The sequence below is a fragment of the Bartonella harrusi genome, assembly GCF_024297065.1.
GTDB lineage: Bacteria > Pseudomonadota > Alphaproteobacteria > Rhizobiales > Rhizobiaceae > Bartonella > Bartonella harrusi.
The window spans coordinates 713,920-738,880 of record NZ_CP101114.1; the positions used below are offsets into that span (position 1 = coordinate 713,920).

Genomic DNA, 24,961 nt, shown 5'->3' on the forward strand with positions numbered 1-24,961 from the left:
TATCGCAATACAAAAATATCAACAGGCTTACGAGCTATCTTACCGTAAAATAAATCCATTAAAGGAGGGACAAAATGAAGAAAACTTTGAAACTATTGAGCTGCATAGCTCTCTTAAGTACGGCTGGATGTGTTAATTCAATTCCCTCACTTTCTCCGGAATTATGGAGAAAGAAAATACTTTTAGAATGTGGAGTACCGGATTTTGATAAGGTTGTGGCGCTAGATTTGAATCAATACGCCAGTATTGAAATGTGTATGGCACAATCAGGTTTCCGCCCTAGCTTTCCAATACAAGGTTTTTGTGAGAATCACAAAGCCGAAAATCTTCCCATTTGTCGTACAGGTGCTGTCATGCCTCAACGAAGTGTTGAGAGACGCTTAAAGAGCCCTTATTGTAAAAAGCATTCAGAACAATATGAATGCCAACCTTAACAGTACCCAAAGCGCTTCGGTCAATGTTGGATACAGCTATGGCACCGGTGGCGCAGGGGGAACAGGCAATGCCTCTTTTGGTAAAGGCAAGGGCTCCAGTGAACAGGTTCAGCAGAAGAACAGCCATGTCATTGGCACCGGCACGGTTCACACTTCCAGTGGCGCCAACACTACATTGAAGGGTGCCGTGGTTTCTGGGAATCGTGTAGAAATGGCAATTGGTGGGGATTTGACCATTGCCAGCATCAGTGATACGGGACATGCTACCAACGAGCAGAAATCTGTTTCTGTTGGGTTTGATAGTGCGAAGAGTACGGATACAGCTTCAACCAATGTTTCCTTACAAAAGGATCAATCCTCCAGTGAGTATAGCAGCGTTATAGAGCAGTCGGGGATTAGAGCGGGGAAGGGTGGTTTTGAAATCACTGTAAAGGATAAAACAACCCTGACAGGGGGTCTCATTGCCAGCAGTGCACCGGCAGAAAACAACCGTTTGACCACCGGAAGTATTATTGTCACGGATATTGCTAACCATGCCGAGGCAAAAGCCAACAGCCGTGGGATTAGCATTGCTGTGGGTGGTGCAATGCAAAAAGGAAAATATGGTGTTGCGAAAAATGTTGCCAAAAATATTTTAGATCATGCCAAAGTGCAAGATACAAAGGAAGGCGCAACCAAATCCGCTATTAGCAATGGCACTATCGTTATTACCGATGCAAAGGAGCAGAAGGCATTGACAGGGCAAGGGGTTGAACAAACCATCGCCTCCCTCAACCGCGACACTGCGACAGCCCATCAAGCTGTACAACCGCTTGATGTCGGTAGGCTAGAACAGATCGTGCATGAAAACCGTGAAATGGCAACCCAATTGCTAGAAGAAGGGTTTAAATACAGTGATGAAGCTTATAAAACCATGTTTATCAAAGAACACCCCATTTCTGTGGTGGTCCGTGATAAAAATGGCAAAATCATCTATAAAAAAGATGAAAATGGAGAGCCTCTAGAAGACGCTCGTGGTCAACAAATTCCCGAAACGCGTCCTATAACGGATGCGGAGAAACAGCATTTACAGAAAGGTGCTGATGGTCTGGTTCATATTTCTTTCAATGGGATTTTTACACCGTCTGAAGAGGCTGCTGTTTATGCGGTTCAACATGCTAAAAATAAAAATGATCCGATTTATGTTGTTGAGTTTCCGCAAGCAGATTCGGCCATATCAGAGTTGCTAGTTGCAGGGTATCAAAAGTTTTTGGAAAATAATTTTTGGGGTTTGAGCAATTCAACACAAGAAGCAAAAGATTTGATGTATGGCTACGGTAACAGCGGGTTGCGACCCTATGGCCATAGTCGTGGCGCTATGACATTGGGGAATATGCTTTATTCTTTCAAACAAGAAGGCGTGCATGGTATAGCCGACAATACGCATATCGATTTCTATGGACCAGCCTTTAATGTTTCTGTTGCAGCCGGTCTGTTAGGTTATGTGAGTGATGGCAAACAAACAACAGTTGGCTTTGATGGGAATAGATATGATTTTGTAAGCAGGGTGATTGGTGGCAATGGCTATACCTATGAGACAATGCCTGCTGGCAGCAACGTTTGGATGGAATGGTGGAGAGTGGCCACGAACCCCATAAGCTCCCATACTTGTCTTGGAGATGCAGGTGATATGTGTAATGCGCGTTACGGCACATCTCATCTAGAACAAAAACCTTGAATGAGATCATGGAGTAAAAAATGAAACAACTTTTAAAGTTATTAGGTGCGATAATTCTGTTAAGTATTATAGTTGGGTGCCAGTTTAACAAACCTCCTTCAGGATATTTAACTGCATGGGAAAAACCAGGAGCAGATTTTACGGAGGTAGGAAAAGCATTGTTAGAATGTGGCATGCCAACCCCTTATGATGTTTTTCCAGAAAATCAAAAGTTAAGTAACAATGCACTAGCAACAATTCATGCTTGCATGCTTCAATCAGGGTTCCGCTATAAAGATGAAGAGGTGTGGAGGGCTGGGGGATGGTGTTATACTTTTAGAGAGAAAAACCTACCCATTTGTCGTCCAGGTGCTGTCATTCCGCAGCGAAGTGTCAAGAGGCGCTTAAACAGCCCTTTTTGTAAACAATATAAAAATAGTCGTAAATGCCAACCCTAAGTCTTACTGGTGATAAGGAACAATCCTGCTCTTTTTGCTTTTGCTTTAAAGAGCGGGATTGTTTCTCTGAACACATCCTCTAACAGATGCGGATAAACAGCATTTACAAGCCTTCTGATGGCATCAGGCGTATGTTCTACAATGGCCTTTATAACACACCAGATGACGCAGCGCGTAATGCTGTCCACTTATCCGATAATGAGCATGAGCCGCTTTATTTTACATACCACCCACAAGCTGAAGACATGATAGTAGAGGTAGGAGTAGCGATTTATGAATATTTTGGGGGATGGAGTAATTCAAGCAAGAAGTTCCAAAATTTTGTGAAGCAATATGGCAATACGAAGACACGTGTGAGTGCGCATAGCCGTGGCGCTTTGACAGTGGGCAATGGATTGCGTGACTTTGAACGGCGTGGCATCCATGGTATCGCACAAGAAACAGATATCTATCTTTATGGACCAGCAGATAACTCTCTATGGATAGCAAATGCACAATATTATGTAAGTGATGGCAAAAAAGATCATATTTATTTACAAAACCATATATTCGATCCCATTGGTATAGTGTTTGGTCATAATCCACCTACAACTTATAAGATACCTTTAAATCTAGATGCTTCACTTTTGAAGAAAGCTACAAAAAATCCTTTATATATGACGCAGTTTGTAGCAAACAGTTTATTGACTATAGCAACCTCTCCACTGAGAGAGGAAGGGAAAGCATTAGCGGGTTTCAAACCTAGCACCCATAGGTGTTATGGTAATGCGAGTGATAAATGTAAAAATGATTATGGAACCCCTCATGATACAATAATTTATGCACCACATGCAATTTTAGATAATTCAGGTTTAGGTTATTTATGGAGGAAAAAATGAAACGAACTTTAAAATTATTACTTGGGTTAGCGTTTTTAACTATCGCTGGATGTGACATTGAAAACATCGACAAACCTCCTCCAGGGTATGTGAATATGTGGGAGAAGGCAGGTGCGGATTCTACTGAAGTAGGAAAAGCCTTATTAGAATGTGGAATGCCGAGTCTTATTGATCCTGATTCAGAAAATAGAAAGAATAGTATTAATGCTAAAGCAACAACTTATGCTTGTATGGTTCAAGCAGGTTTCCATTATAAAGGAAGCGGTGACTGGTGTTATACTTTTAGAGAGGAAAACCTCCCCATTTGTCGTCCAGGTGCTGTCATCCCAAAACGAAGTGTCGAAAAGCGCTTAAACAGCCCTTTTTGTAAAAGAAGTCCAGTACAACCTGAATGCAAACCCTAAGTCTTGCTGGTGATAATGAACAATCCTGCTCTTTTTGCTTTTGCTTTAAAGAGCGGGATTGTTTCTCTGAACACATCCTTTAACGGATGAGGAGAAGCAACATTTACAGAAAGGCGCTGATGGCAAAGTGCATATGTTCTACAATGGCATTTTTAACACACCAGATGAGGCAGCGCGTAATGCGGTCCAGTTAGCTGATAATGATCATGAGCCACTTTATTTTACAGTTTTCCCAAAAGCTGAAGACATGATCGTAGAGGTAGGAGTAGCGATTTATGAGTATTTTGGGGGATGGAGTAATTCAAGCAAGAAGTTCCAAAATTTTGTGAAGCAATATGGCAATGAGGGGGCGATTGTCAGTGCGCATAGCCGCGGTACCCTAACAGTAAGCAATGGAGTAAATAATTTTAAAAAGCATGGTGTCTACGGTGTAGCTAAGAAAACAGACTTCTATCTTTTTGGAGCGGCTGCTCACAATCAATCGATAGCAAATACAGTAGATGAGATAAGCTATGGCAAAAAAAATTATGTCTACACACAAGGCCATTTATTAGACCCTATTAGTACGGTTGTTGGTTACAATTGGCCTACGGCTTATGGGATACCTTTCAGACTATATTATTTATATCCACCAGCAATTCCACCAGCAATTGTAGTGAGAGAGGGAGGGGGAGCATTAGCGGGTTTCAACCCCAGTACCCATAGGTGTTATGGTGATGCAAGTCCTGAGTGTAAAGATAATTATGGTTCATTTGATTTTAAAAAAGTTCATTCGACGAGAACAGGGAGCTAAAAATGAAACAAACCTTAAGATTATTGAGTGTGCTCATTCTATTAAGTATCACTGGATGTGACATTGAAAACATCGACAAATCTCCTTCCGGAGAAGTAGCAGGGTGGAAGAAGCCAGGAGCAAACTTTACTGAGGTAGGAAAAGCTTTGCTAGAATGTAGGCACGCGGGCTTTTTACAACTCGACTTTGTTAAAAAGACTGAATCAGGGTGATTATGCGTCTGTTTCTTTTGAATTGCAAAAATGGAATAACACTGGAGGAAAAGTTCTAAAAGGTTTAGCCAATCGGCGCGCTGCTGAAGCGGGATTATGGGCTCGAGGGTTTTATGTTTCTTCTAACTATCAAAGAGTTCAAGTGAAGGAGGCAACGGGGGCACTTAAAATAAAAGCCTTAGCAACGATTATAGGCTCTTGCTCTGGTCTTGGGGGCTCCTTAGCAGGCAATGGTTCCATTCAATGGGCTTTTTAGCCGATCTTATGGTTTTAGTAGCTTGTGTTGGTTTTGTGTTTGTCGCCAAACGGTTTCGGGAGCAACGGCTATGATTGTTCATTTCAAGAAATATCACTTGATGTTTACAGCGGTTTTAGCCGTTTTTTTATGGCTTTAGCGAAAGCGTTTCATTTAGGCAAGAAAAGCGAACAGCACAAGCAAACAGAGGAAGCTTTAAAGCAAGTGAAAACGCGTCTTGAGGTTGGAAATGAAGTTAATCAGAAGAGTGATGGTGATGTGCGCCGTGAGCTTTCTCGTTGGGTGCGCAGCGAATAGGATTGAGAGTTGTGGTGGTTAGTTGCCGATTTATTTGAACCAGCAGGATGTTGGTGTGATCAGTGCCAATTTAGCAAGAGATATTACAAGCATGAGCCCATTTATGTGGTTGGAAAGATGAACAGAAAGCACAAGAGTGAAGAGCAAGACCTTACAGAGAGAGGACGACAGCTTCTTCATGAGATGATCACCACCTATCAGGGTGTGAAGATGATGTCACGCTTTATGAAGTGGATTGCGTTGATTGTCTTTATGTTTGTTATCGATTTTGCTCGCCTTATGGATGCGCTCGACAATATCTTCACACACCTCAAAAGATGGATAAGCAAAAGTTAGACACTCCAAAGTTCTTCTAAAAATTTAAAACAATGATCAGGCTTGTAAAAGCTTCAAGGATTGTATTTTGTTATGAAAGAAGAAAGTTTTACACAAACGCTTTTTACATGGATGGGGGGAAACACTATTTACGTCGTAAAATTGTACCTATTTTAAATAGTATCGAACATGAAAGTTATGTTGAACCTTTTTTAGGTTCTGGTGTTATTTTTTTTAACAAGTGCCCCGCAAAATATTCGGTTCTCAATGATTTGAATGGAGAGATTACAGATCTGTTTCAATGTGTTCAAAATCATTTTTATGATTTAGCCAAGCAATTAGAGTGGTTTGTTTGTTCAAGACAGTTATTTTTTGATCTAGCTAAAGTTAATCCTGTTGGTTTGTCTCCAGTTGAAAGAGCGGCGCGCTTTTTATTTCTTCAATGATGTGTCATGTATGGCAAAAAAGATTATAGTACTTTTGGCTTTGGAAGAAAAAAACCGACGAGTTTTAATCCCGATAAATTTTTAGAACGGATGAGGCGAGTTAGACGCAAGCTTGTTGATACAACGATATTAAACTTTTCATGGGAGCGTGTTGTTAAAATTTTTGATGCACCAGACAGTTTGTTTTATTTAGACCCTCCTTATTATCTGAAGGGTGATTATTATTCCTCTGGTAATTTTAGAGAAGATGACTTTGTTGAGATGTCGCGCATTCTTAAGACTATAGCAGGTAAGTTTGTCTTAAGTCTCAATGATTGTCAGGAGGTACGTGAAATCTTCAAAGATTTTGATTTTTTAGAAATGGAAACACTTAGAGCATCTGGTTTTTCTAAAAAAAGGCCCCGAAAAGAACTGTTGATTCGCAATAATTAAGAGAAAAATCTAAAAGTTTTTGCTAGAATCAGAGCAAATATTTATTTTATTAATAGGATTTTTAGATGGTTACCCCCTTTGGTAAAAGCTTATGCAAACTTCGCATTGATCATTCTGAACGTCTTATAGATATGGTAGAGAGATTAGACATCTCTGTCTCATTTTTATCATCAGTAGAAATTGGCAAAAAATCTGTACCAGTTGGCATGGAAGAAAAAATCATAGAGCTTTACGCTTTAGATCAAGAGGCAGAGCAGAACGTTTAAGGCAAGAAACTGATGTTTGTCGTCATAGTTTTACGATCAAGCCGTCTGATCAGTTGAGGTGTGAAATCACCGGCATGTTTGTGAGAATGTTGAATAGTTTTTCACAACAGGATTGAGAAGCTTTTAGGACATTATTAGAAATGCTTAGGGAAGAAAAAAAGAGAAGATGCATCTGTTGTGGAGGCGTAATTCAAAATTCTATTCCCTAACCTTTATTCACACATCCCGAACCCTAAAAAACATATCGAAAATCAATGAGTTATTTATATAAAAAAGGATGTGGTGCGCCCAAGGGGAATCGAACCCCTGTTTCCGCCGTGAAAGGGCGGCGTCCTAACCGCTAGACGATGGGCGCAAACCAATGATGAGGCTTATAGAGAGGATCTTTTTACTTCGCAAGCCCTCTGTGTGATTTTTTTGAAAAAAAACACTTTTTATTGAATTATTTTGTATATGTTTCTTTCACTTTTAGCTAGATTTTTTTATTTTTTGGAGTTGTTCGTAAAAAAAATAGGAAGAATAATTGTTATAGTTGATAAAAAGTTTTTTGGCACTACATCCGTTGAATGATATTTTTTGTACTGATTCATTTTGAGGGAGAAATCAAAATAATAAAATCAGTATTCTGAATATACTGGTGTTTTTGGGGATATACTCTTTAGCACTTTATTTGTTCAAAAATTTTCTACGAAGAGAGCTGCTATTGAGATTTTTGAGAAAATTACAAATCACTGCAAAATTTAATACACTGCGCTGTTTGTTGAGAAGAGTGATTATAAGCTTAAAAATGATACGAATGATGTAAAACTTATCTTTACAGAGGATTGTAGATTCATTTTATTTAATTCAATGAAAGAAAACGCATACCATAGGTAAAAAGTGTTGAATCATCTTTATAGAAAAACGGAAGTTAATTACTATTTTTTTCATTTTTAGTTTTATGTTGTTGAATAAAAAACTTTGGAAAAAATGAAATTTTGTTCTTTTCTCTTCCACTATGTATGAAACAATACTCTGTTTGAGAGTTTTTATACATGTCGATAAGTGGGTACGCTTAATTGTAATGTATTAAAACTCTGACTATCAATGATGCATTGATGTAAAATAGTTTAGATTTATAAAAGCTACCGTTACATTATATTGATATTGCGCAATATTTCATGATGATGTTGTCTATAAATTAAAACTTATGATTTTTGTTTTGATGTAAAATATTGGTACATATGTGAGAGATAATAAATTTCCTATTTAAGGAGAAGATATTTCTATTATAGCTTACAAAGCACAACAACAGGAAGAGATATATCGTTTTCTCTCATTAGATTGTTTTCTTAGTTACCTTAAATTTATCTGAAGGAATGTTGTTTGTTCAATATTTGTGAGACTGGAAGAGAAGCTTTATATGTGATTTTTAAGTTTTTAATTGCCGTTTTTTGATGATCGTTTGCATCTGTAAATTTGAAAGATTTCTAGTAAAAATACCTGTAATAATTTAGCTTATATATTTTTTTCAATCTATCGGCCAATAAGTTTTTTTATTGAAAATGAGAGATTTATAATTTTTATGTATATAAAATTTTGTTGAGGTTATAGAGAGCTTTGTATTACTATAAAATGGATTGTGATGCTTTCTTTTAGAAACAATGTTTCTTTATGTTGCTATTGTTTAGAAGATCTATACAAAGCAATGCAGAATTTATGATTGAAAATTTTTCATGGATATATTCAGTCTTCAATACCTAAAGCAGTTGTTTTTATTAAGGCTATTACTCTTTGGAAAAAAGAAATATTTTGTTTTAGAAATTTAAATGCGTAGTATTGTTGTCTTAGCGGAAAAATGGGTTGAATAGAATGGGGGAGTTTTTTAAATGATCTTTATTTATAAGCATCATATTGATTGATTTTCGCATCATTTAAATATTTTTCAAAAGAAGATAGGGATGAGTAGTTAGATAATGGCAGAAGCTTTAAAGGTTGGCATTGCGGGGCTGGGTACTGTTGGTAGCTCAGTGATGAGAGTTCTACAAGAAAAGGCGAGTAGTTTAGCTTGCCAATGTGGGCGACCAATTAAAATTGTTGCGGTTAGTGCACGTGATAAAAGCCGTAATCGTGGCATTGATTTGAGTGATGTGAAATGGTTCGATTCACCTGTAGATATGGCTGTGTCTGATGAGATTGATGTTTTTGTTGAATTAATTGGTGGCGAATTAGATGTTGTGTATGAAGCTGTAAAGAAAGCGCTTGAGAGAGGACATCATGTTGTTACTGCTAATAAAGCACTGCTTGCTCGACATGGAGTAACACTTGCTGTCATTGCAGAAAAAAAAGGTGTTTTTCTTCATTTTGAAGCGGCTATTGCTGGAGGAATTCCTGTTATAAAAGCGATACGAGAATCACTTGCTGGAAGCTATATATCGCGGATTTATGGTATTCTCAATGGAACTTGCAACTATATATTAACACGCATGTTTGCGGAAGGACTTTCATTTGAAGATTGTTTGGCAGACGCACAGAGACTTGGTTATGCTGAAGCTGATCCAGCTTTTGATATTGGGGGAAATGATACTGCTCATAAATTAGCTTTATTGACAAGTTTGGCATTTGGAACTGCAGTTTCGTTAGATGATGTTTATGTTGAAGGAATTAGCAATATTTCGCAAATTGATATCCGTGCGGCTGATGAATTGGGGTATCGGATTAAGCTTTTAGGGGTTGCATTAAAGACCGATTCTGGAATCGAGCAACGTGTTCATCCAACAATGGTACCGACGTCATCAATGATTGCACAGATTCATGGTGTAACAAACGCTCTTTCTATTCAAAGTGATTTATTAGGGGAATTGCTGTTTTCTGGTCCTGGAGCTGGAGGGGTGGCAACAGCATCAGCGGTTATTGGTGATTTGGTTGACATAGCGAAAGTGCGTCACGGTTTTCAATATGCACCTGTTTTCAGAAGTCCAGCATTGGAACTTTCTCCTCATAAAAGAGCGCGTATTTCCCATCATGCTGGTGGTTATTTCATTCGTTTGAATGTTCATGATCGTGCTGGTGTTTTTGCCGCAGTTGCACAGCATATGGCTGATAATTATATTTCATTAGAGTCAATTGTTCAAAGACCTTTCGTAGACAGTCAGATTGTAAAAACAATTATTTTAATAACCCATGAAACAACAGAGGTTAATGTACGACAAGCGCTTGCAGCAATTGAAAAAGGTGGTCATCTTGTTGCAAAATCTCAATTCATTCGTATCGAACCTATGGCATAGAATGGATAATTTGTTTTATAATGACAAAACGATAGACTTGAATATTTTTCTTTTGTGGAAAGTTCTTGTCTTTGCTAAAAGCTTACTTCTTAATGCTTTGCAATAAATGCTCATGCTTTTGTTAGTACTCATTTGGTAGGATTTTTATATGCCCACAATTCAGAAGAATTTAAATGGACTTGATCGTATTTTAACACTTGAATTGGTCCGTGTCACTGAACGTGCTGCCGTTGCAGCTGCACGATGGCGCGGTCGTGGTGATGAAAAAGCCGCTGATCAAGCTGCGGTAGATGCAATGCGTCAGGAACTTAATCGATTGCCCATTGATGGTACAGTCGTGATTGGTGAAGGGGAACGCGATGAAGCTCCTATGCTTTATATTGGAGAAAAAGTAGGTCTTCAAAAAAATGGGTTAGCGATTGATATTGCACTTGATCCACTCGAGGGAACAACAATTTGTGCCAAAAATCTTGCTAATTCCCTTGCTGTTATTGCAATTGCTGAAAAGGGTAATTTGCTTTACGCTCCTGATGTTTATATGCAAAAAATTGCTGTTGGACCTGGTTATCCTGAAGGAGTTGTCGATATAGATGCTTTGCCGGCTGATAATATTCACGCCCTTGCAAAAGCTAAGGGTGTTGCTGTGAATCAGGTGACTGTTTGTATTATGGATCGATCGCGCCACAAGAAATTAATTGAGGAAGTACGAGCAACAGGGGCATCAATTCGTTTAATTGGCGATGGAGATGTTGCGGCCGTTATCGATACAACTGATCCAGATGAAACGGGTGTTGATATATATATGGGGATTGGTGGAGCACCAGAGGGCGTATTAGCGGCAGCAGCTTTGCGTTGTATTGGTGGGCAGATACAAGGACGTTTGCAGCTTGATACAGAAGAAAAAATTGCACGTGCAGCCAAAATGGGGATCGATAACCCTCATAAAGTTTATACAATGGAAGAAATGGCAAAGGGTGATGTGCTGTTTTCTGCAACAGGTGTAACCGATGGTAGTATGCTTTCTGGTGTTAAATTTACCTCTCGTTATATTCAAACGGAAACGCTTGTAATGCGTTCACATACCGGTACAATTCGTCATATTAAAGCGCAGCATAGGGATTGTACAAAATTTGATTAATGTTTTTTTCCATGTAACACTTAAAAAGTGAAAGAAAATTGTTTTTTTGGAAGGTGTCTTTCCATAAAAGCTCTAAAAGGTACCTTTATGGAAGGATTGACGGTATGTTGAAGAATTGTTTTCTGTTATGAGAGTGGGACAGAATGTACCCAGCCATTTTTATCTTCTATATTGCCTTTTTGAAGGTTAACAAGCTGTGTGCGAAATTGCTTTGTAATCTCACCAATTATTTCATTTCCGATAGTAAACTCACCATCTTTGTATTTAAAACGTCCAATTGATGTAATAACAGCTGCTGTACCACAAGCAAAGACTTCCTTAAGGCAACCATTTTGTGCATCTTTTTTGAGAGATTCAAAAGAATAGGGGCGTTCTTCTATCTTTAATCCCATTTGTTGCGCCAATTGTAAAATTGAGTGACGTGTTATTCCTGGAAGGATAGTGCCGTTAAGTGCAGGTGTTACAAGTGTATTATTTGCCATAATAAAGAAAACATTCATACCGCCGAGTTCTTCAATCCATTTATGTTCAACCATATCAAGGAAAAGTACTTGGCTACAATTATTTTGTGCTGCGCTATTTTGTGCTAGTAAGCTTGCTGCATAGTTGCCACCACATTTGGCTGCGCCTGTGCCTCCTGGACCGGCACGACTATAATCTGTTTCGATCCATACGCTAATAGACTTTTCTTCTCCTTTAAAATAGGATTCGACGGGAGATGCTATGATACAAAAAAGATATTCTTGAGAAGCGCGAACACCTAAAAAGGCTTCATTACCAAACATGAATGGACGTATGTAGAGGCTCGCATTTGGAAGGTCTGAAACCCATTTTTGATCAATTTTTACCAATTGATTAACGGCTTCTAAGAAAATACCCTGTGGCAATTCTGGCATAGCCAAACGCTTTGCCGATTCTATCAAACGCTGTGCATTGGCTTCAGGGCGGAATAACAAGATGCGCCCATCTTTTGCGTGATAGGCTTTTAAACCTTCAAAAATCTCTTGCCCATAATGCAAAACAGTGCTTGCTGGATTAATCTCTAAAGCTTTGTGTTGAGAAATAACAGCGTTATGCCAACCTTTCTCTTCAGTCCATTGTATGGTACACATATGATCTGTAAAAAATTGACCAAAGCCGGGATTTTTTAGAATTTCCTCACGGTTCTCGTCTGATAAAGGAGAGGGATGTTTTTCTATTTTAAACGGAAGCAGTGATGTAGAAATTTTCATAAAATTAAAACCTTTTAGAAGATGCTTTGTTGTGACATGTTTTTTATTATAAAAATAATGAAATACCTTCATTATAACTTTATTATTAGCAAAACAGTTGTGTCAATGCTTTATTATAGAATTAATTATCCAAGACTATTGAGAAATCTTTTTTTTTTCATATTCTTTTTTCTTTTAAATAATCTGGAACTTTTAGGGATATTGAGCGTTTTTCAAAACAAATACCTAAATAATTTCGTCTATGTTTATGTATATTTTGTAACTTAGGTAGGGAAATTGAAAAAGGAATTCACTATGATTGATAGAAATTACCACACATATGAGAAACGTATAGCTGATGAAAAAAAAGAGCGTGAACAGCTTAATTCAATTGGTAGAGGTATTCTTGCTATTCTTCTTGGAGTTTTTATTATTTGGTTTGTTTTTGGTTTTTTAGGATCTTTTTTTGAAAAATCCCCTGAACATATATCCCACCATAATGCTACACAATCAAATCAAACGATAACAGGTCCTAAAAAAGATCTAAATTCGACATCCCAAATACCTGATACTTATAAACACACAACGCCCTCTTTATTTCATGAATAACTCTTTAGATAAAAAAATCGGATGAAGCAGAGATTAAAATATAAATCTTTGAAATATATAAGCTTAAACAATTGAGACGAATTAAATTATCGAAATCAATCATGCAGTGGCTTTGAAAAGGTGCTGCATGATTCTACTTAGCGTGTGATGAAGCAACTTCCTCCAGAATTTTTTATGTCTTCACAAAGATTTATGGCATCATTCCGATTGTGTGTTTGTATGCGAACACGATAATAGGTTCCTTTTTCTGGTATGAGAGCAGATTGAATATTTAAAGGCCGATCACCAATGAGGAAGCCGAATCTGAGTTTTATGTTTTTCAAAGAAATAGTTGCCAATGCATGAGTTGGTTGGGATGCAAGTTGTACGTAATAATTTTCTGAATTTTGTGTGGTTACGTGGCTTGATGATGGCGGACGAGAATCAACATGTTTTTGTTGTTCTGCGTTTCTTTCTGGATGTGAAGGAAGTGGTATAACTTTTCCTTCAATATTAGAAAAAGAAGTGTTCTCAGCTATTACTTTATCAATATCACTTGTAAAAGTCTGTTCTGTTTCTTCGTTGTTTATATTGGATTCATCTACAGAAAGAGCAGAAGAATCTTGAGGTTGATTATCAGCAATTTGATCAATTTTTTCTTCTTGTTCATCCGTCGGTTTTTCTTCTGTATGCTGTTTGGGCGCTAGTACAACTGTGCCGTCTTGGTTTACAATAACAGTTTGTACTTCTCGTGTTGGAATGGTGTGATTAATAGCTTCAGTCACGGCATCTTCAACAGCAGATTGATTAAGAGAAGAGGAGGAAAGACTTGTCGCTTCTTGTTGGTCTAATTCCGTTAAATCTTCAGGTTGTTCAGAACTATCAATAAGCGATTGTTGTGTATTTTCTTGTTTTTCACTTTCTTCAGTTGTTTGTTTATAAATATCTAAATTATGTGCAACATCATTCTTTTTTTCCGTTGTTTCTTGCTTGAATTTAAAAGGTGTATCATCAGCACGGATGATGGGGGCATTTTCATTCTTTTGTGATGGCACAAAAAAATGAAAATAACTAAAAAAACCAACGGCTATTAAAGTAAGAAGAACAACACTTTTAGTAAGATTCTTACCAAAAATAAAATTTTTTAAGGGAGAAGTGTTTGATGCATGCGTGGAGATTTCATCTGTCCCTCTGTATAATGGATCTGCTGTAAAAGAGGAAGAATGATATTCCACATTGTCTGTAGGGGAATAGTTGGTATTTTGATTTTGGGAGTTTATGTGTATATTTTCTTTTGGATTTTCCATAGTTTGATGAAAGATTTCATTGAAAACATCACTGTGTTGTTGGTGGCGTGAAAAATCGTCTGCTGAAACATTTCCTACATTGAGTACATCAGCAAATTCTTCTTTTAAATCATCGGTTGGCACATCATATTCTGGAGCTTCATATGGAACTTCAGGAACCATAATTGGTCCCGTTTTTTCTACAATTTCTTCTGCAAATTTATAAGTATTGACATTGGGAGGGGGAGAGTCCCTATCTGTAGAGTTATGAGCAAAAAAACGCTCTTTTTGTCCTGTATGAGGCGTCTCCGATGAGGAGTGGATATGATTTAAATTGTTTTGACTATATGTTTTCTCTTTTTCATTGTTTTGCTCAGAAATATTTTCAGCGCTGTTGATGTATGGTGTTTGAATATTATGATATTCTTGAGTGGTTTCAGCATAAGTTTCTTGCTTAGAGAATTCTTCTTCATAAAATTGAGGATAATCAGTGGTATGGCGCTTTTGTGAAAAACCTTCTCGCTCAGACTGTTTGTTGACTTGTGTTGAATCCAAAGGTAATGGAAAGTCAGTTACTCTTTCATTTCTTGCAGTGTCCTGTCTTTCTGAAACAAGATCAGAGGATGAGGAAAATGTGTTGGTCTCTTTGGAGGAGTGGGAAAGATCAGAGTAATATTCTGTCGCCCAAATTTCTTGATCAGCAGAAATTTTATAGGGATGATTCACAGGAGTACTGTAGAAGTTTTGATTACTCTCATGATTTTGTTGTATCTTTGAACCCTCTTTTTGTTGCGAGGCTGTTTGTGGCAAATGGTGCGTTTGTTCCGCCGATTGTGTGGTCGTTTCTTTGATATTGTCGTGTTTATCCAATTCATCAAAAAAGAAATTTTCTGATCGTTCATTAAAACCACTTTTTCCAAAAGAAGGATCCGTACGGGTTGGTATCGTTCTCTTTGGAGGTGTTTGATTCTTTTGGATGGGTAAGGGAGAAAGTGCGTCTAAAATTTGCTCTTCATCATGATTAATAGCTGTATAGTGCCGCTCTTCAGGCAAAAACTTGTTTTGTTCTAAACGATTTAAGGAAGTTTTTGACAAAGTATCTGAGTTTGTTTCACGGTTGCCCCATTGTCTCCTTTGATTATCAAGAGGCAAGTTATTCGTTAGATTATTTTCAAGCTCTGCTTCTAGAAAAGACAAATCAAAATCATCATCATGAGATGGCGGTGGAGAGGATGCAGATTTAGGGAGATGAGATGCTGATTGATCAGTCTGTAAGGAAGAGTGATCATTTTGATTTCCGTTTTGTTTATTTGGATTAAAAATTCGCGTAAGTCTACCTAAAGGATCATGATGTTCATGATCGTGTCTTGTTTCGTGCGGATTTTTGCGATCGTTATCGCTCATAGCTTTTCTCACATAATGATCTGCATTTGCGTGCAATAAATGGTTAATTTTGATTTATTATCTTTTAAATTTGATTTATTATCTTTTAAAATTGTAAATTTCCCCCTCCTGCAATAAGAATATATGAAAAAGTTTAGCAATACGGTACTTATTTTATGTATTTATAGAACTTTTTCAACGCATTTCTATTGGTGCTTTGACTCCTACAATTGTAAGTCCTGATGATAAAACGTTTATGACAGCTTGTATCAACCCTAATCTAGCGAGGGATAGTTCTTTATCGTTAGGTTGAATGAAACGTAAATTGAGATTATCGCTTCCTTTATTCCAATGTATATGAAAGCTGGAAGCAAGGTCATAGAGATAAAAAGCTAATCGATGGGGTTCTTTATGGATCACTGCTTGTTCAATGATACGGGGATATTCAGAAAGTTTGCGTATTAAGAATATTTCATTATCATCGGTTAATCGGTTAAGATGCGCGATCATTGTATCGTTGGAAAGCTTTTCAATATGAAGGGTTTCTTGTGCTTGACGAAAAACGGAATGACAACGTGCATGTGCGTATTGTACGTAAAAAATGGGGTTATCTTTTGATTGTTCTGTTACTTTGGCAAAGTCAAAATCAAGAGGTGCTTCACATTTACGGTAGAGCATCATAAAACGCACGGGATCGCGGCCGACTTCTTCTACAACATCACGCAGTGTAACAAACGATCCTGCTCTTTTCGACATACGTACAGGTTGACCATTGCGAAAAAGCTTCACCAGTTGACATAAAAAGACACTTAATTCTGCTTTATCACCAGAAACTGCTTTTGCCATCGCTTCTAGCCGCTTTACATAACCAGCATGGTCAGCACCGAGAATATAAATCATTTCATCAAAATGACGATTGAATTTATCATGAAAATAAGCAACATCCGCAGCAAAATAAGTGTAAGAACCATCAGACTTTACTAAAACACGGTCTTGGTCGTCTCCTGCATTTGTTGAGCGAAATAAAGTTTGTTCACTTGGTTCCCAGTCTTCTCTATTTTGCCCTTTTGGTGGAGGAAGTTGGCCTTTGTAAATATAGCCATTTAAGGTGAGTGCATTGATTGTATTACGAATAGCACGCGCATTATCTGCATAAAGCATTCGCTCAGAGAAAAAGATATCATGATAAATATTAAGGGCAGCTAAATCTTCGCGAATCATTGACATCATGGCATGAATTGCACGTTCTTTTACGATAGAGAGAGCTTCATTTTGGCCCATAGTGAGTAATTGGTCACCAAACTCTTGGGCAAGTGATTGTCCCAACGGTATTAAATATTCACCAGGATAGAGCCCTTCTGGAATTGCATTGATTTTTTGTCCAAGAGCTTCGCGATAGCGTAATAATACAGAGTGAGCCAGTACTTCGATTTGTTGACCAGCATCATTGATGTAATATTCTTTTGTAATGTCGTAGCCAACAAATTGTAACAAATTAGAGAGAACATCTCCAACGACAGCTCCACGGCAATGTCCCACATGCATTGGCCCTGTTGGATTTGCTGATACATACTCAACATTGATGCGTTTTCCTTGTCCGATTGGAATACGACCATAAGAGGCGCCTAATTCAAGTATGGATTTTATTGCATCTTGCCAAAATTGTCTCGTAAGCTTTATGTTGATAAATCCAGGACCGGCCACATCAATGTAGTCGATAGAAGGATCATTTTGGAGAAGTTCTATGATTTTTTCTGCAAGCACACGTGGATTAAGCCCTATAGATTTTGCAAGCACCATAGCAGCATTGGTTGATAAATGACCATGGAAGGAATCACGTGGAGGATCAACAGTGATTTTTGATAAGTCTAAAACTTCCCCATTCTTTCCTTTTATAGTAGATAATTCGAGTGTTTTTTTAATTTTATTCTCGAAGCTTTTAAAGACATTCATATCGCGCTTCCATCATATATTCAAAAGCAATTAAACAAAATCATCTGTACGGTCAAATAAACGGTGATATTCGCGTAGAGCATAATGATCGGTCATACCTGACAGAAAGTCAGCAATGAGACGTGCCAGCTCTTGATCTGTTAAGTGCGCTGTTTTGCCGTACCAACTTTCAGGCATTCTATCTGGACTCTGATAATAACAGTCGAATAATTTTTGTACAATGCATTTTGCTGTATTGCGACGACTGAGGATTTGCTCATGATAATAAAGATTTTTAAAGAGGAAATCTTTTAGTTCTTTTTCATAAACTGCCATTGTAGGAGAAAAAGTAACAATGGTTTGTTTTGCTTGGTGAATGTCGTCTATGCTTTTTGGTTTGATATTGGCTAAATTCTTTTGTGATTGCTTAATAACATCCTCAACCATAGTTGTTATCTGTTTGCGCACCAGTTCGTAACCGCGCCGAGTTTGAGAAAGCTGTGGATACTCTGCTTGTATATCTTCTAATAATATTGCGGTTAACGAAATCTGCTTGAATTGATCGAGTGTAAAAAATTGTGAACGTAAACCATCATCAATATCATGGGCATTGTAAGCAATATCATCAGCAATAGCAGCGCACTGCGCTTCTAGACCAGCAAAGCAATCGAGCTCAAGATCTTGCTTGGCATTGTACTGTAGAATATCGAGAGGAACCTCTTTTTTTTTCGCATAAGGACCTAAAAGAGGGCCATTATGCTTGACAAGGCCTTCCAGTGTTTCCCAAGTAAGGTTAAGTCCATCAAAATTTGCATAGCGCTGTTCTAGTTTTGTGACAATGCGTAATGCTTGTGCATTATGATCAAAACCACCATAAGGGATCATTGCTTCATTAAGGGCATCTTCGCCCGCGTGGCCAAAAGGAGGATGGCCAAAGTCATGAACAAGGGCAATAGCTTCGGCAAGATCTTCATCAAGATAGAGCGCACGGGCTAATGTTCGTGCAATTTGGGAAACTTCTATTGAATGTGTCAGCCGGGTACGATAATGATCGCTTTCATCGGCAATAAAGACTTGCTTTTTATGTTTAAGACGCCGAAATGCATTAGAATGAATAACACGATCTCTATCTCGTTGAAAAGGTGATCGGAGATCACTGGTTGTTTCATTGAATAATCTACCACGACTCGTTTGCGGGTTGGCACTATACAGCGCTCGAGATTGGTACTTGATATTAATATTGCTTATATTCATTGTAAACTGTCTATTCTCATCTTAAAATTGCAGTTTGTCTCTCTTTATAAACTGCTTCTTTCTCGTTGAAAAGGTGATCGGAGAGTACTGGTTGTTTCATTGAATAATCTACCACGACTCGTTTGCGGGTTGGCACTATACAGCGCTCGAGATTGGTACTTGATATTAATATTGCTTATATTCATTGAAAACTGTCTATTCTCATCTTAAAATTGCGGTTTGTCTCTCTTTATAAACTGCTTCTTTTGTTGGGGATACCCTTTCTTGATGATTTAATACAAGGATATATAGAATGTGTGTGAATATTTCAGATGTTGCTGCTCAGAGGGTTGCACAGATACTTTTGAATGAACCAGATAAAATAGCTTTACGTATTTCTGTTGAAGGTGGTGGATGTTCAGGCTTTTCTTATAAATATAATTTGGTTTCGGAAATGCATGAAGATGATTTTATCCTTAAAAAAGGTGGGGCGGTTGTCTTTATTGATTCCTTATCGCTTCCCTTTATGGAAGGGGCTGAAATTGATTTTGTTGATGATCTTATCGGGCAGTCTTTTCAAATTCGGAACCCCAATGCCGTTTCATCATGTGGGTGTGGAGTAAGTTTTTCAATTTAGCGTGGTAACTTTGTAATATTACTAATATTGTTTCTTGAAAAAAGGATCACTTTGGTCAACAATGTAAGAATGAGTATTCTTACAAAAATATTGCGCTGGTGGTTATGGTTATGTGTGGCGTTTAGCATATTGATCTGGAGCAATTGCGCCTTTTCTGAAGGAGGAAAAGGGCAAGATGAGCAACAAAAACAATCAACGAACTTTCTTTCGCAATCTCAAGATCTTGAAAAAGAAAATTCTGTTCCTCAAGCCAAACTTATTTTACATGCCCATTTGAAAAATAGCAGTGAAAATATTGCAAAAGGCCTCGTATGGCGGGTTTATGCTCCTGTTTTAGAGATTGATAATAAATTACCACTTATTGCCACTTATGAAGGTGGTAGTGCATATTTTAACTTAGAACCAGGGCGTTATCTTGTTCATGTCTCCTTTGGTCATGCAAGTGGTATGTCCCGTGTAAGTTTAGACAGTGGACAAAATCTTGTTAAGAATTTTAATCTTGATGCTGGTGGTGTTATTCTAAATGCTACACTGCTCAATGGTACAATTAATGAAAAAGAATTGCGCTTTATTCTCTATGAAGATGAAAAAGAAAATGATGATACTGGTGTCATTTTGTCAAATATTAAAGCCCAGTCAATTGTGCGTTTGAAAGCTGGTCACTATCATGTCGCCTCTCATTATGGCACCATTAATGCTATTGTTCGTTCTGATATCCAAGTCGATGCAGGAAAAATTACAGAAGTCACTCTTGAACATCAGGCTGCTCAAATCGTTTTAAAGTTGGTACGGCAAGAAGGAGGGGAAGCGCTTGCAGATACAAGTTGGTCTATTACCAATGATTCTGGTGATATTATTTATGAAACCGTTGGTGCTTATGTTTCGCTGGTGTTAGCAGAGGGTGAATATATTGCGATTGCTAAAAATCAAGATAAAATTTATCAAAAAGTTTTTTCTGTTGTCTCTGGGCATGATGAAGATGTAAGTGTGATAGCAAATACACAAAATATGCAACAAATCAATGAGGAAGTAGATTAAGCGTAATTCATGACACAGGTTGTAATGAAAGACAGGTAGAAAGTTTTGGCTATAGAAATTTCAACAGTTAGTGTGTTTTTTGCTGGTGCGTTATCTTTTTTATCACCGTGTGTTTTGCCACTCGTTCCTCCTTATTTGTGCTATATGGCAGGGATTGGTATTGATGACTTTCGTTCAGAAAAGCGTGAGGGGAAATCGTTTATACGGTGGGGGTTGTTTGCGTCTGTTTTTACTTTTGTCCTTGGCTTTACAACTGTTTTTGTTGCTTTGGGTGCTAGTGCAAGCACTATCGGCAAGTTTTTAGGGTATTATCGTGACTGGTTTGCGTTTGTTGCTGGAATTGTCATTATCATTTTTGGTTTAAATTTTTTAGGTCTTTTCAAGATTGCTTTTTTATTTCGTGAGTTACGTTTTCAAACACACAAAATGTCAGCTGGACCTTTTGGAGCTTATGTTATTGGTTTAGCTTTTGCATTTGGTTGGACACCGTGTATTGGTCCAATTTTGGGACCTGTTATAACCCTTGCTGGAACAAAAGATACTGTAGGTGAGGGAGCCCTCCTTCTAGGCGTTTATGCGTTAGGTCTTGGGGTGCCTTTCTTCTTAGCAGCTTTATTTTCCAGTAGTTTTATGAGATTTTTGGGAGTTTTTCGTGTTCATTTAGGAAAAATTGAAAAAGTTATTGGTCTTTTTTTAGTTGTAACGGGTATTTTGTTTTTAACAGGTTCTATGCAGGATTTTTCCTTTTGGTTTCTGGAAAAATTTCCTTTGTTGAGCAATGTTGAGGCTATTCGTTGGCATGATATTATAAGTTTTTTTGGATTTTCTCGTTAGCGTTATGTGTTTATATGGTTAGAAATTGCCTTTCTATTATTCTTGCAGCAGGTGAGGGGACGCGGATGAAGTCGTCTCTTCCCAAAGTGCTGCATAAAATTGCTGGATTACCCCTTATATGCCATGTCATAAAACAAATAGAATTGGCAGATGTTACACAATTAGCCGTTGTTGTGGGAAGAGGAGCAGAATGTGTTACTGAAGTTGTTCACTCATTTGTAAAAAATGTGATGATTTTTGAACAAAAAGAACGTTTAGGAACTGCTCATGCTACTCTTTGTGCTCGCTCAGCTTTGCAAAAAGGGGTGGACGATGTTCTCATTATTTTTGGTGATACCCCTTTGATTGAGCAAGATTCATTGCTAAAAATTCGTATGTCGCTTGCTGATGGAGCAGATATTGTTGTTGCTGGTTTTCATGCTTTAGATCCAACGGGTTATGGGCGTTTGCTGGAGAGAAATGGTAAACTTATTGCGATTATAGAAGAAAAAGATGCAAGTGATGAAGAAAAAGGAATTTCTTTTTGTAATGGTGGAATAATAGCCATTAATGGAAAGCATGCCCTTTCTCTTTTAGAGAAGGTTAATAATAATAATTTGAAAAAAGAATATTATCTAACAGATATTGTCTCCATTGCATCGCGTCAAGGATTAGATATCCGCGTTGTTGAGGTGCCTTTTGATAATGTTATAGGGATTAATAATTGTGTGGAGCTTTCTAAAGCTGATGCTTTGTGGCAAAAGCGTAAAGTACGTGATTTAATGCTCTCTGGTGTTATGATTCTTAAACCAGAAACGGTTTATTTTTCTCATGATACAGAAATTGAACCAGACGTGATCATTGAACCAAATGTTTATTTTGGGTTGGGGGTAAAAGTACATTCTGGTGCAGTTATCCATGCATTTAGTTATCTAGAAGGTAGCGTGGTTGGTGTGGATGCACAGATTGGCCCTTATGCACGTTTGCGTCCTGGAACGGAATTAGCACGATCCGTGAAGGTTGGCAATTTTTGTGAAATTAAACAAGCAAAAGTGGGTGAAGCGACTAAGATTAATCATTTAAGTTATATTGGCGATGCAGAAATTGGTGCCTATAGCAATATTGGAGCTGGTACCATTACTTGTAATTATGATGGATTTCACAAATATAAAACTGAAATTGGTGATAATGCTTTTATTGGTTCCAATTCAGCCCTTATTGCTCCACTCATTGTTGGGAAAAGTTCTTATATCGCTTCAGGAAGTGTTATTACCGAAAATGTGCCGGTAAACAGTATAGCTTTTGGGCGTGCTCGACAGGTGATAAAAGAAGATTATGCAGAAAGATTACGCGCACGTTTGTCTGCAAAAAAACAGAAAAAATAGTCATTTTCAGTGTATTTCTTTACTTTATAATGATTTCATAATTGGATAGGGGACTTATTCTTAAGTATTCCCGTATACTATATTTTATTTATTGATACCTTAAAGTTTTGAATAAACGATGTTGGATTGTTTGTTGGATATAAATCTCGGATGTGTATTGGAGTTTTTTAATGTGCGGAATTATCGGAATTCTTGGAAATAAGAGTGTTAGATCCTCTTTGATTGAAGGTTTGAAACGCCTTGAGTATAGAGGCTATGATTCCTCTGGTATAGCAACAGTTCATAATGGACACCTTTATCGTATGCGTGCTGAAGGGAAGCTTATTCATTTAGAAGAAAAATTAAAAAAGAACTCTTTGGAAGGAAATTTAGGGATTGGTCATACACGTTGGGCCACGCATGGCGTTGCTGTAGAACGAAATGCTCATCCTCATATAACTGAACGTCTTGCTCTTGTTCATAATGGTATTATTGAAAATTTTGTAGAATTGCAAAAAGAACTCATTGAGGATGGTTATCTCTTTGCAACAGAAACGGATACCGAAGTTATTGCACATTTAATTACACGTGCTTTAGAAAGTGGTCTTTCACCACGAGAGGCTATGCGCACAAGTTGGAAAAGGTTGCAGGGTGCTTTTGCCATTGCTGTTATTTTTGCAGGTGAAGATAATCTTATGATTGCTGCTCGCTCTGGTCCGCCACTAGCGATTGGCTATGGAGAAGATGAATTTTTTATCGGGTCTGATGCAATTGCTTTGGCACCATTTGTGAATCGGATTAGCTATATGGAAGATGGTGATTTGGCTGTTCTCACGCGCGAGGGAGTAACGATTTATAATGTAGAAAATCAACAGGTAGAACGCCCTATTAGTCCATTGTTTGAAGAATCCTTATTCGTTTCTAAGGGTAATCATCGTCATTTTATGCACAAGGAAATGTTTGAACAACCTGAAGTAATTTCTCACAATTTGGCGCGTTATCTTAATCTTGGAAATTATACGGTTCGTTTGCTTGATAATTTGATGGATTGGAAAAAGATTAACCGTTTATTATTTGCAAGCTGTGGAACAGCTTATTATTCAACCTTAGTTGCACGCTATTGGTTTGAAAAGTTTGCTGCTTTAAGTGTTGATAATGATGTTGCTTCGGAATTTCGTTATCGTGAACCCTCTATAACTCCTGATATATTATCGGTATTTGTTTCCCAATCTGGCGAAACAGCAGATACCTTGGCTTCTTTGCGTTATTGTCGCGAACGTGGTGTGAAAACAGCAACAATTGTAAATGTTGAGCAATCGACAATGGCGAGAGAAGCTGATTTTATTCTACCAACATTAGCGGGACCAGAAATTGGTGTTGCTTCAACAAAGGCCTTTACTTGTCAGTTAGCAACCCTTGCCGCTATGGCGCTTAGTGCTGCTAAACAACGTGGATCCCTTTCGGAAAAAGAAGAGCATCAGTTTGTTCAACAGTTAGCAGAGGTGCCGCGGATTTTAAATGAGGTTTTAAAGCTAGATGATAAGATTGAACGAATGTGTCGTCATTTAGTAAATGTGAAAAGTGTTCTTTATCTTGGCCGTGGTACTTCTTATCCTATTGCTTTGGAAGGAGCCCTTAAACTGAAGGAACTTTCTTATATTCATGCCGAAGGCTACGCAGCAGGTGAGTTGAAACATGGGCCTATTGCACTGGTGGATGAGACGATTCCAGTAATTGTTGTCGCACCTTATGATCGGTGGTTTGAAAAGACTTTTTCTAATATGCAAGAAGTGGCAGCGCGCAATGGTCGTATTATTTTGATAACAGATGAAAGAGGGGCAGAAGCTGTGCATCTGGATATGTTATCGACTATTATTTTGCCAAATATTCCGGAATTTGTTGCACCTATTGTTTATGCTTTACCCATTCAGTTAATTGCATACCATACCGCTGTTTTATTGGGAACAGATGTTGATCAGCCTCGTAATTTGGCAAAATCAGTCACTGTTGAGTAAAAATAAATTTGCTATCTTTGAAAGATTTTGAAGAATCATGAAGAGAACAAAAAAATAATTTATAATAATAATTTGTCATTTTCTCATGAAAACATTGGAGAGAGGGATATTTTTTCTATTTTAGAATCAAAAAATGTTTTCTTACATCGCATAAAACAGAATGGGTGCGT

At 37.7% G+C, this 24,961-nt stretch carries 19 protein-coding genes, 1 tRNA gene and 5 pseudogenes; 20 read left to right on the forward strand and 5 right to left on the reverse strand.

All coding sequences use genetic code 11. From position 1 onward, the window contains the following. Nucleotides 1-74: 74 nt before the first annotated feature. The 12 genes and pseudogenes from NMK50_RS03240 to NMK50_RS03300 all read left to right on the forward strand — a co-directional run bounded on the left by NMK50_RS03240 (nt 75) and on the right by NMK50_RS03300 (nt 7,003). A complete protein-coding gene (locus tag NMK50_RS03240) occupies nt 75-434 on the forward strand; it encodes a hypothetical protein (RefSeq protein ID WP_254770857.1) in 360 nt (119 codons plus the stop codon). Beyond that, nucleotides 418-2,151: pseudogene (locus NMK50_RS03245) on the forward strand (hemagglutinin repeat-containing protein); the annotation flags it as partial. The gene NMK50_RS03240 and the pseudogene NMK50_RS03245, both read left to right, overlap by 17 nt. A gap of 20 nt (nt 2,152-2,171) precedes the next feature. After that, a complete protein-coding gene (locus NMK50_RS03250; RefSeq protein WP_254770858.1) occupies nt 2,172-2,588 on the forward strand; it encodes a hypothetical protein in 417 nt (138 codons plus the stop codon). Between the two features lie 131 nt (nt 2,589-2,719). Beyond that, on the forward strand, nt 2,720-3,466 hold the full coding sequence (locus tag NMK50_RS03255; protein WP_254770859.1) for a hypothetical protein: 747 nt from the start codon (nt 2,720-2,722) through the stop codon (nt 3,464-3,466). After that, on the forward strand, nt 3,463-3,870 hold the full coding sequence (locus NMK50_RS03260; RefSeq protein ID WP_254770860.1) for a hypothetical protein: 408 nt from the start codon (nt 3,463-3,465) through the stop codon (nt 3,868-3,870). Before NMK50_RS03255 ends, NMK50_RS03260 begins: the two co-directional genes overlap by 4 nt. Before the next feature lie 133 nt (nt 3,871-4,003). Further along, nucleotides 4,004-4,663 (forward strand): hypothetical protein, encoded by a 660-nt coding sequence (locus NMK50_RS03265; protein ID WP_254771171.1) that lies wholly within the window; start codon nt 4,004-4,006, stop codon nt 4,661-4,663. A gap of 2 nt (nt 4,664-4,665) precedes the next feature. Continuing rightward, complete coding sequence (locus tag NMK50_RS03270; RefSeq protein WP_254771256.1) at nt 4,666-4,875, forward strand: hypothetical protein; 210 nt, start codon at nt 4,666-4,668, stop codon at nt 4,873-4,875. After that, a pseudogene (locus tag NMK50_RS03275) lies at nt 4,817-5,205 on the forward strand (glycoside hydrolase family protein); the annotation flags it as partial. The gene NMK50_RS03270 and the pseudogene NMK50_RS03275, both read left to right, overlap by 59 nt. Continuing rightward, a pseudogene (locus NMK50_RS03280) lies at nt 5,202-5,428 on the forward strand (hypothetical protein). The pseudogenes NMK50_RS03275 and NMK50_RS03280, both read left to right, overlap by 4 nt. A 105-nt stretch (nt 5,429-5,533) precedes the next feature. Continuing rightward, nucleotides 5,534-5,764 carry a hypothetical protein gene (locus NMK50_RS03290; protein WP_254770862.1) on the forward strand — a complete coding sequence of 77 codons (231 nt, stop codon included), beginning with the start codon at nt 5,534-5,536 and terminating at the stop codon, nt 5,762-5,764. Between the two features lie 107 nt (nt 5,765-5,871). Then, nucleotides 5,872-6,621 (forward strand): annotated as a pseudogene (locus NMK50_RS03295) (DNA adenine methylase). 65 nt (nt 6,622-6,686) lie between these two features. After that, nucleotides 6,687-7,003, forward strand: a pseudogene (locus tag NMK50_RS03300) (XRE family transcriptional regulator). Nucleotides 7,004-7,167: 164 nt separating this feature from the next. Here NMK50_RS03300 and NMK50_RS03305 read toward each other — a convergent pair. After that, nucleotides 7,168-7,242 (reverse strand) — tRNA-Glu (locus NMK50_RS03305). A gap of 1,600 nt (nt 7,243-8,842) precedes the next feature. On the opposite strand from NMK50_RS03305, the gene NMK50_RS03310 reads away from it, so the two are divergent. Together NMK50_RS03310 and glpX are read left to right on the forward strand one after the other, a co-directional pair. Then, a complete protein-coding gene (locus tag NMK50_RS03310) occupies nt 8,843-10,153 on the forward strand; it encodes a homoserine dehydrogenase (RefSeq protein WP_254770863.1) in 1,311 nt (436 codons plus the stop codon). Nucleotides 10,154-10,301: 148 nt separating this feature from the next. Continuing rightward, nucleotides 10,302-11,291, forward strand: coding sequence for a class II fructose-bisphosphatase (gene glpX, locus NMK50_RS03315; RefSeq protein ID WP_254770864.1), 990 nt, complete (start codon nt 10,302-10,304; stop codon nt 11,289-11,291). 125 nt (nt 11,292-11,416) lie between these two features. On the opposite strand, the gene NMK50_RS03320 is transcribed toward glpX, so the two are convergent. After that, on the reverse strand, nt 11,417-12,523 hold the full coding sequence (locus NMK50_RS03320) for a branched-chain amino acid aminotransferase (protein WP_254770865.1): 1,107 nt from the start codon (nt 12,521-12,523) through the stop codon (nt 11,417-11,419). Nucleotides 12,524-12,817: 294 nt separating this feature from the next. Here NMK50_RS03320 and NMK50_RS03325 point away from each other — a divergent pair, with 294 nt between their 5' ends. Continuing rightward, entirely contained in the window at nt 12,818-13,111 is a 294-nt protein-coding gene (locus tag NMK50_RS03325) for a hypothetical protein (RefSeq protein WP_254770866.1), read from the forward strand. A gap of 137 nt (nt 13,112-13,248) precedes the next feature. Here the strand turns inward: NMK50_RS03325 and NMK50_RS03330 are convergent, their stop codons facing one another. From NMK50_RS03330 to NMK50_RS03340, 3 genes are all read right to left on the reverse strand, one after another. Then, entirely contained in the window at nt 13,249-15,780 is a 2,532-nt protein-coding gene (locus NMK50_RS03330) for an SPOR domain-containing protein (RefSeq protein ID WP_254770867.1), read from the reverse strand. A gap of 174 nt (nt 15,781-15,954) precedes the next feature. Then, on the reverse strand, nt 15,955-17,712 hold the full coding sequence (argS, locus tag NMK50_RS03335; protein ID WP_254770868.1) for an arginine--tRNA ligase: 1,758 nt from the start codon (nt 17,710-17,712) through the stop codon (nt 15,955-15,957). 30 nt (nt 17,713-17,742) lie between these two features. Continuing rightward, a complete protein-coding gene (locus tag NMK50_RS03340) occupies nt 17,743-18,945 on the reverse strand; it encodes a deoxyguanosinetriphosphate triphosphohydrolase (protein WP_254770869.1) in 1,203 nt (400 codons plus the stop codon). 292 nt (nt 18,946-19,237) lie between these two features. Here NMK50_RS03340 and NMK50_RS03350 point away from each other — a divergent pair, with 292 nt between their 5' ends. The 5 genes from NMK50_RS03350 to glmS all read left to right on the forward strand — a co-directional run bounded on the left by NMK50_RS03350 (nt 19,238) and on the right by glmS (nt 24,791). Beyond that, nucleotides 19,238-19,561 carry a HesB/IscA family protein gene (locus NMK50_RS03350; RefSeq protein ID WP_254770870.1) on the forward strand — a complete coding sequence of 108 codons (324 nt, stop codon included), beginning with the start codon at nt 19,238-19,240 and terminating at the stop codon, nt 19,559-19,561. A gap of 69 nt (nt 19,562-19,630) precedes the next feature. Beyond that, nucleotides 19,631-20,599: an RgsD C-terminal domain-containing protein gene (locus NMK50_RS03355; protein ID WP_254770871.1), complete on the forward strand. Its 969-nt coding sequence runs from the start codon at nt 19,631-19,633 to the stop codon at nt 20,597-20,599. 45 nt (nt 20,600-20,644) lie between these two features. Then, nucleotides 20,645-21,433 carry a cytochrome c biogenesis CcdA family protein gene (locus NMK50_RS03360; protein ID WP_254770872.1) on the forward strand — a complete coding sequence of 263 codons (789 nt, stop codon included), beginning with the start codon at nt 20,645-20,647 and terminating at the stop codon, nt 21,431-21,433. 14 nt (nt 21,434-21,447) lie between these two features. Then, nucleotides 21,448-22,797 (forward strand): bifunctional UDP-N-acetylglucosamine diphosphorylase/glucosamine-1-phosphate N-acetyltransferase GlmU, encoded by a 1,350-nt coding sequence (gene glmU / locus NMK50_RS03365; RefSeq protein WP_254770873.1) that lies wholly within the window; start codon nt 21,448-21,450, stop codon nt 22,795-22,797. A 170-nt stretch (nt 22,798-22,967) separates the two neighbouring features. Continuing rightward, on the forward strand, nt 22,968-24,791 hold the full coding sequence (glmS, locus tag NMK50_RS03370; protein WP_254770874.1) for a glutamine--fructose-6-phosphate transaminase (isomerizing): 1,824 nt from the start codon (nt 22,968-22,970) through the stop codon (nt 24,789-24,791). Nucleotides 24,792-24,961 lie beyond the last annotated feature (170 nt).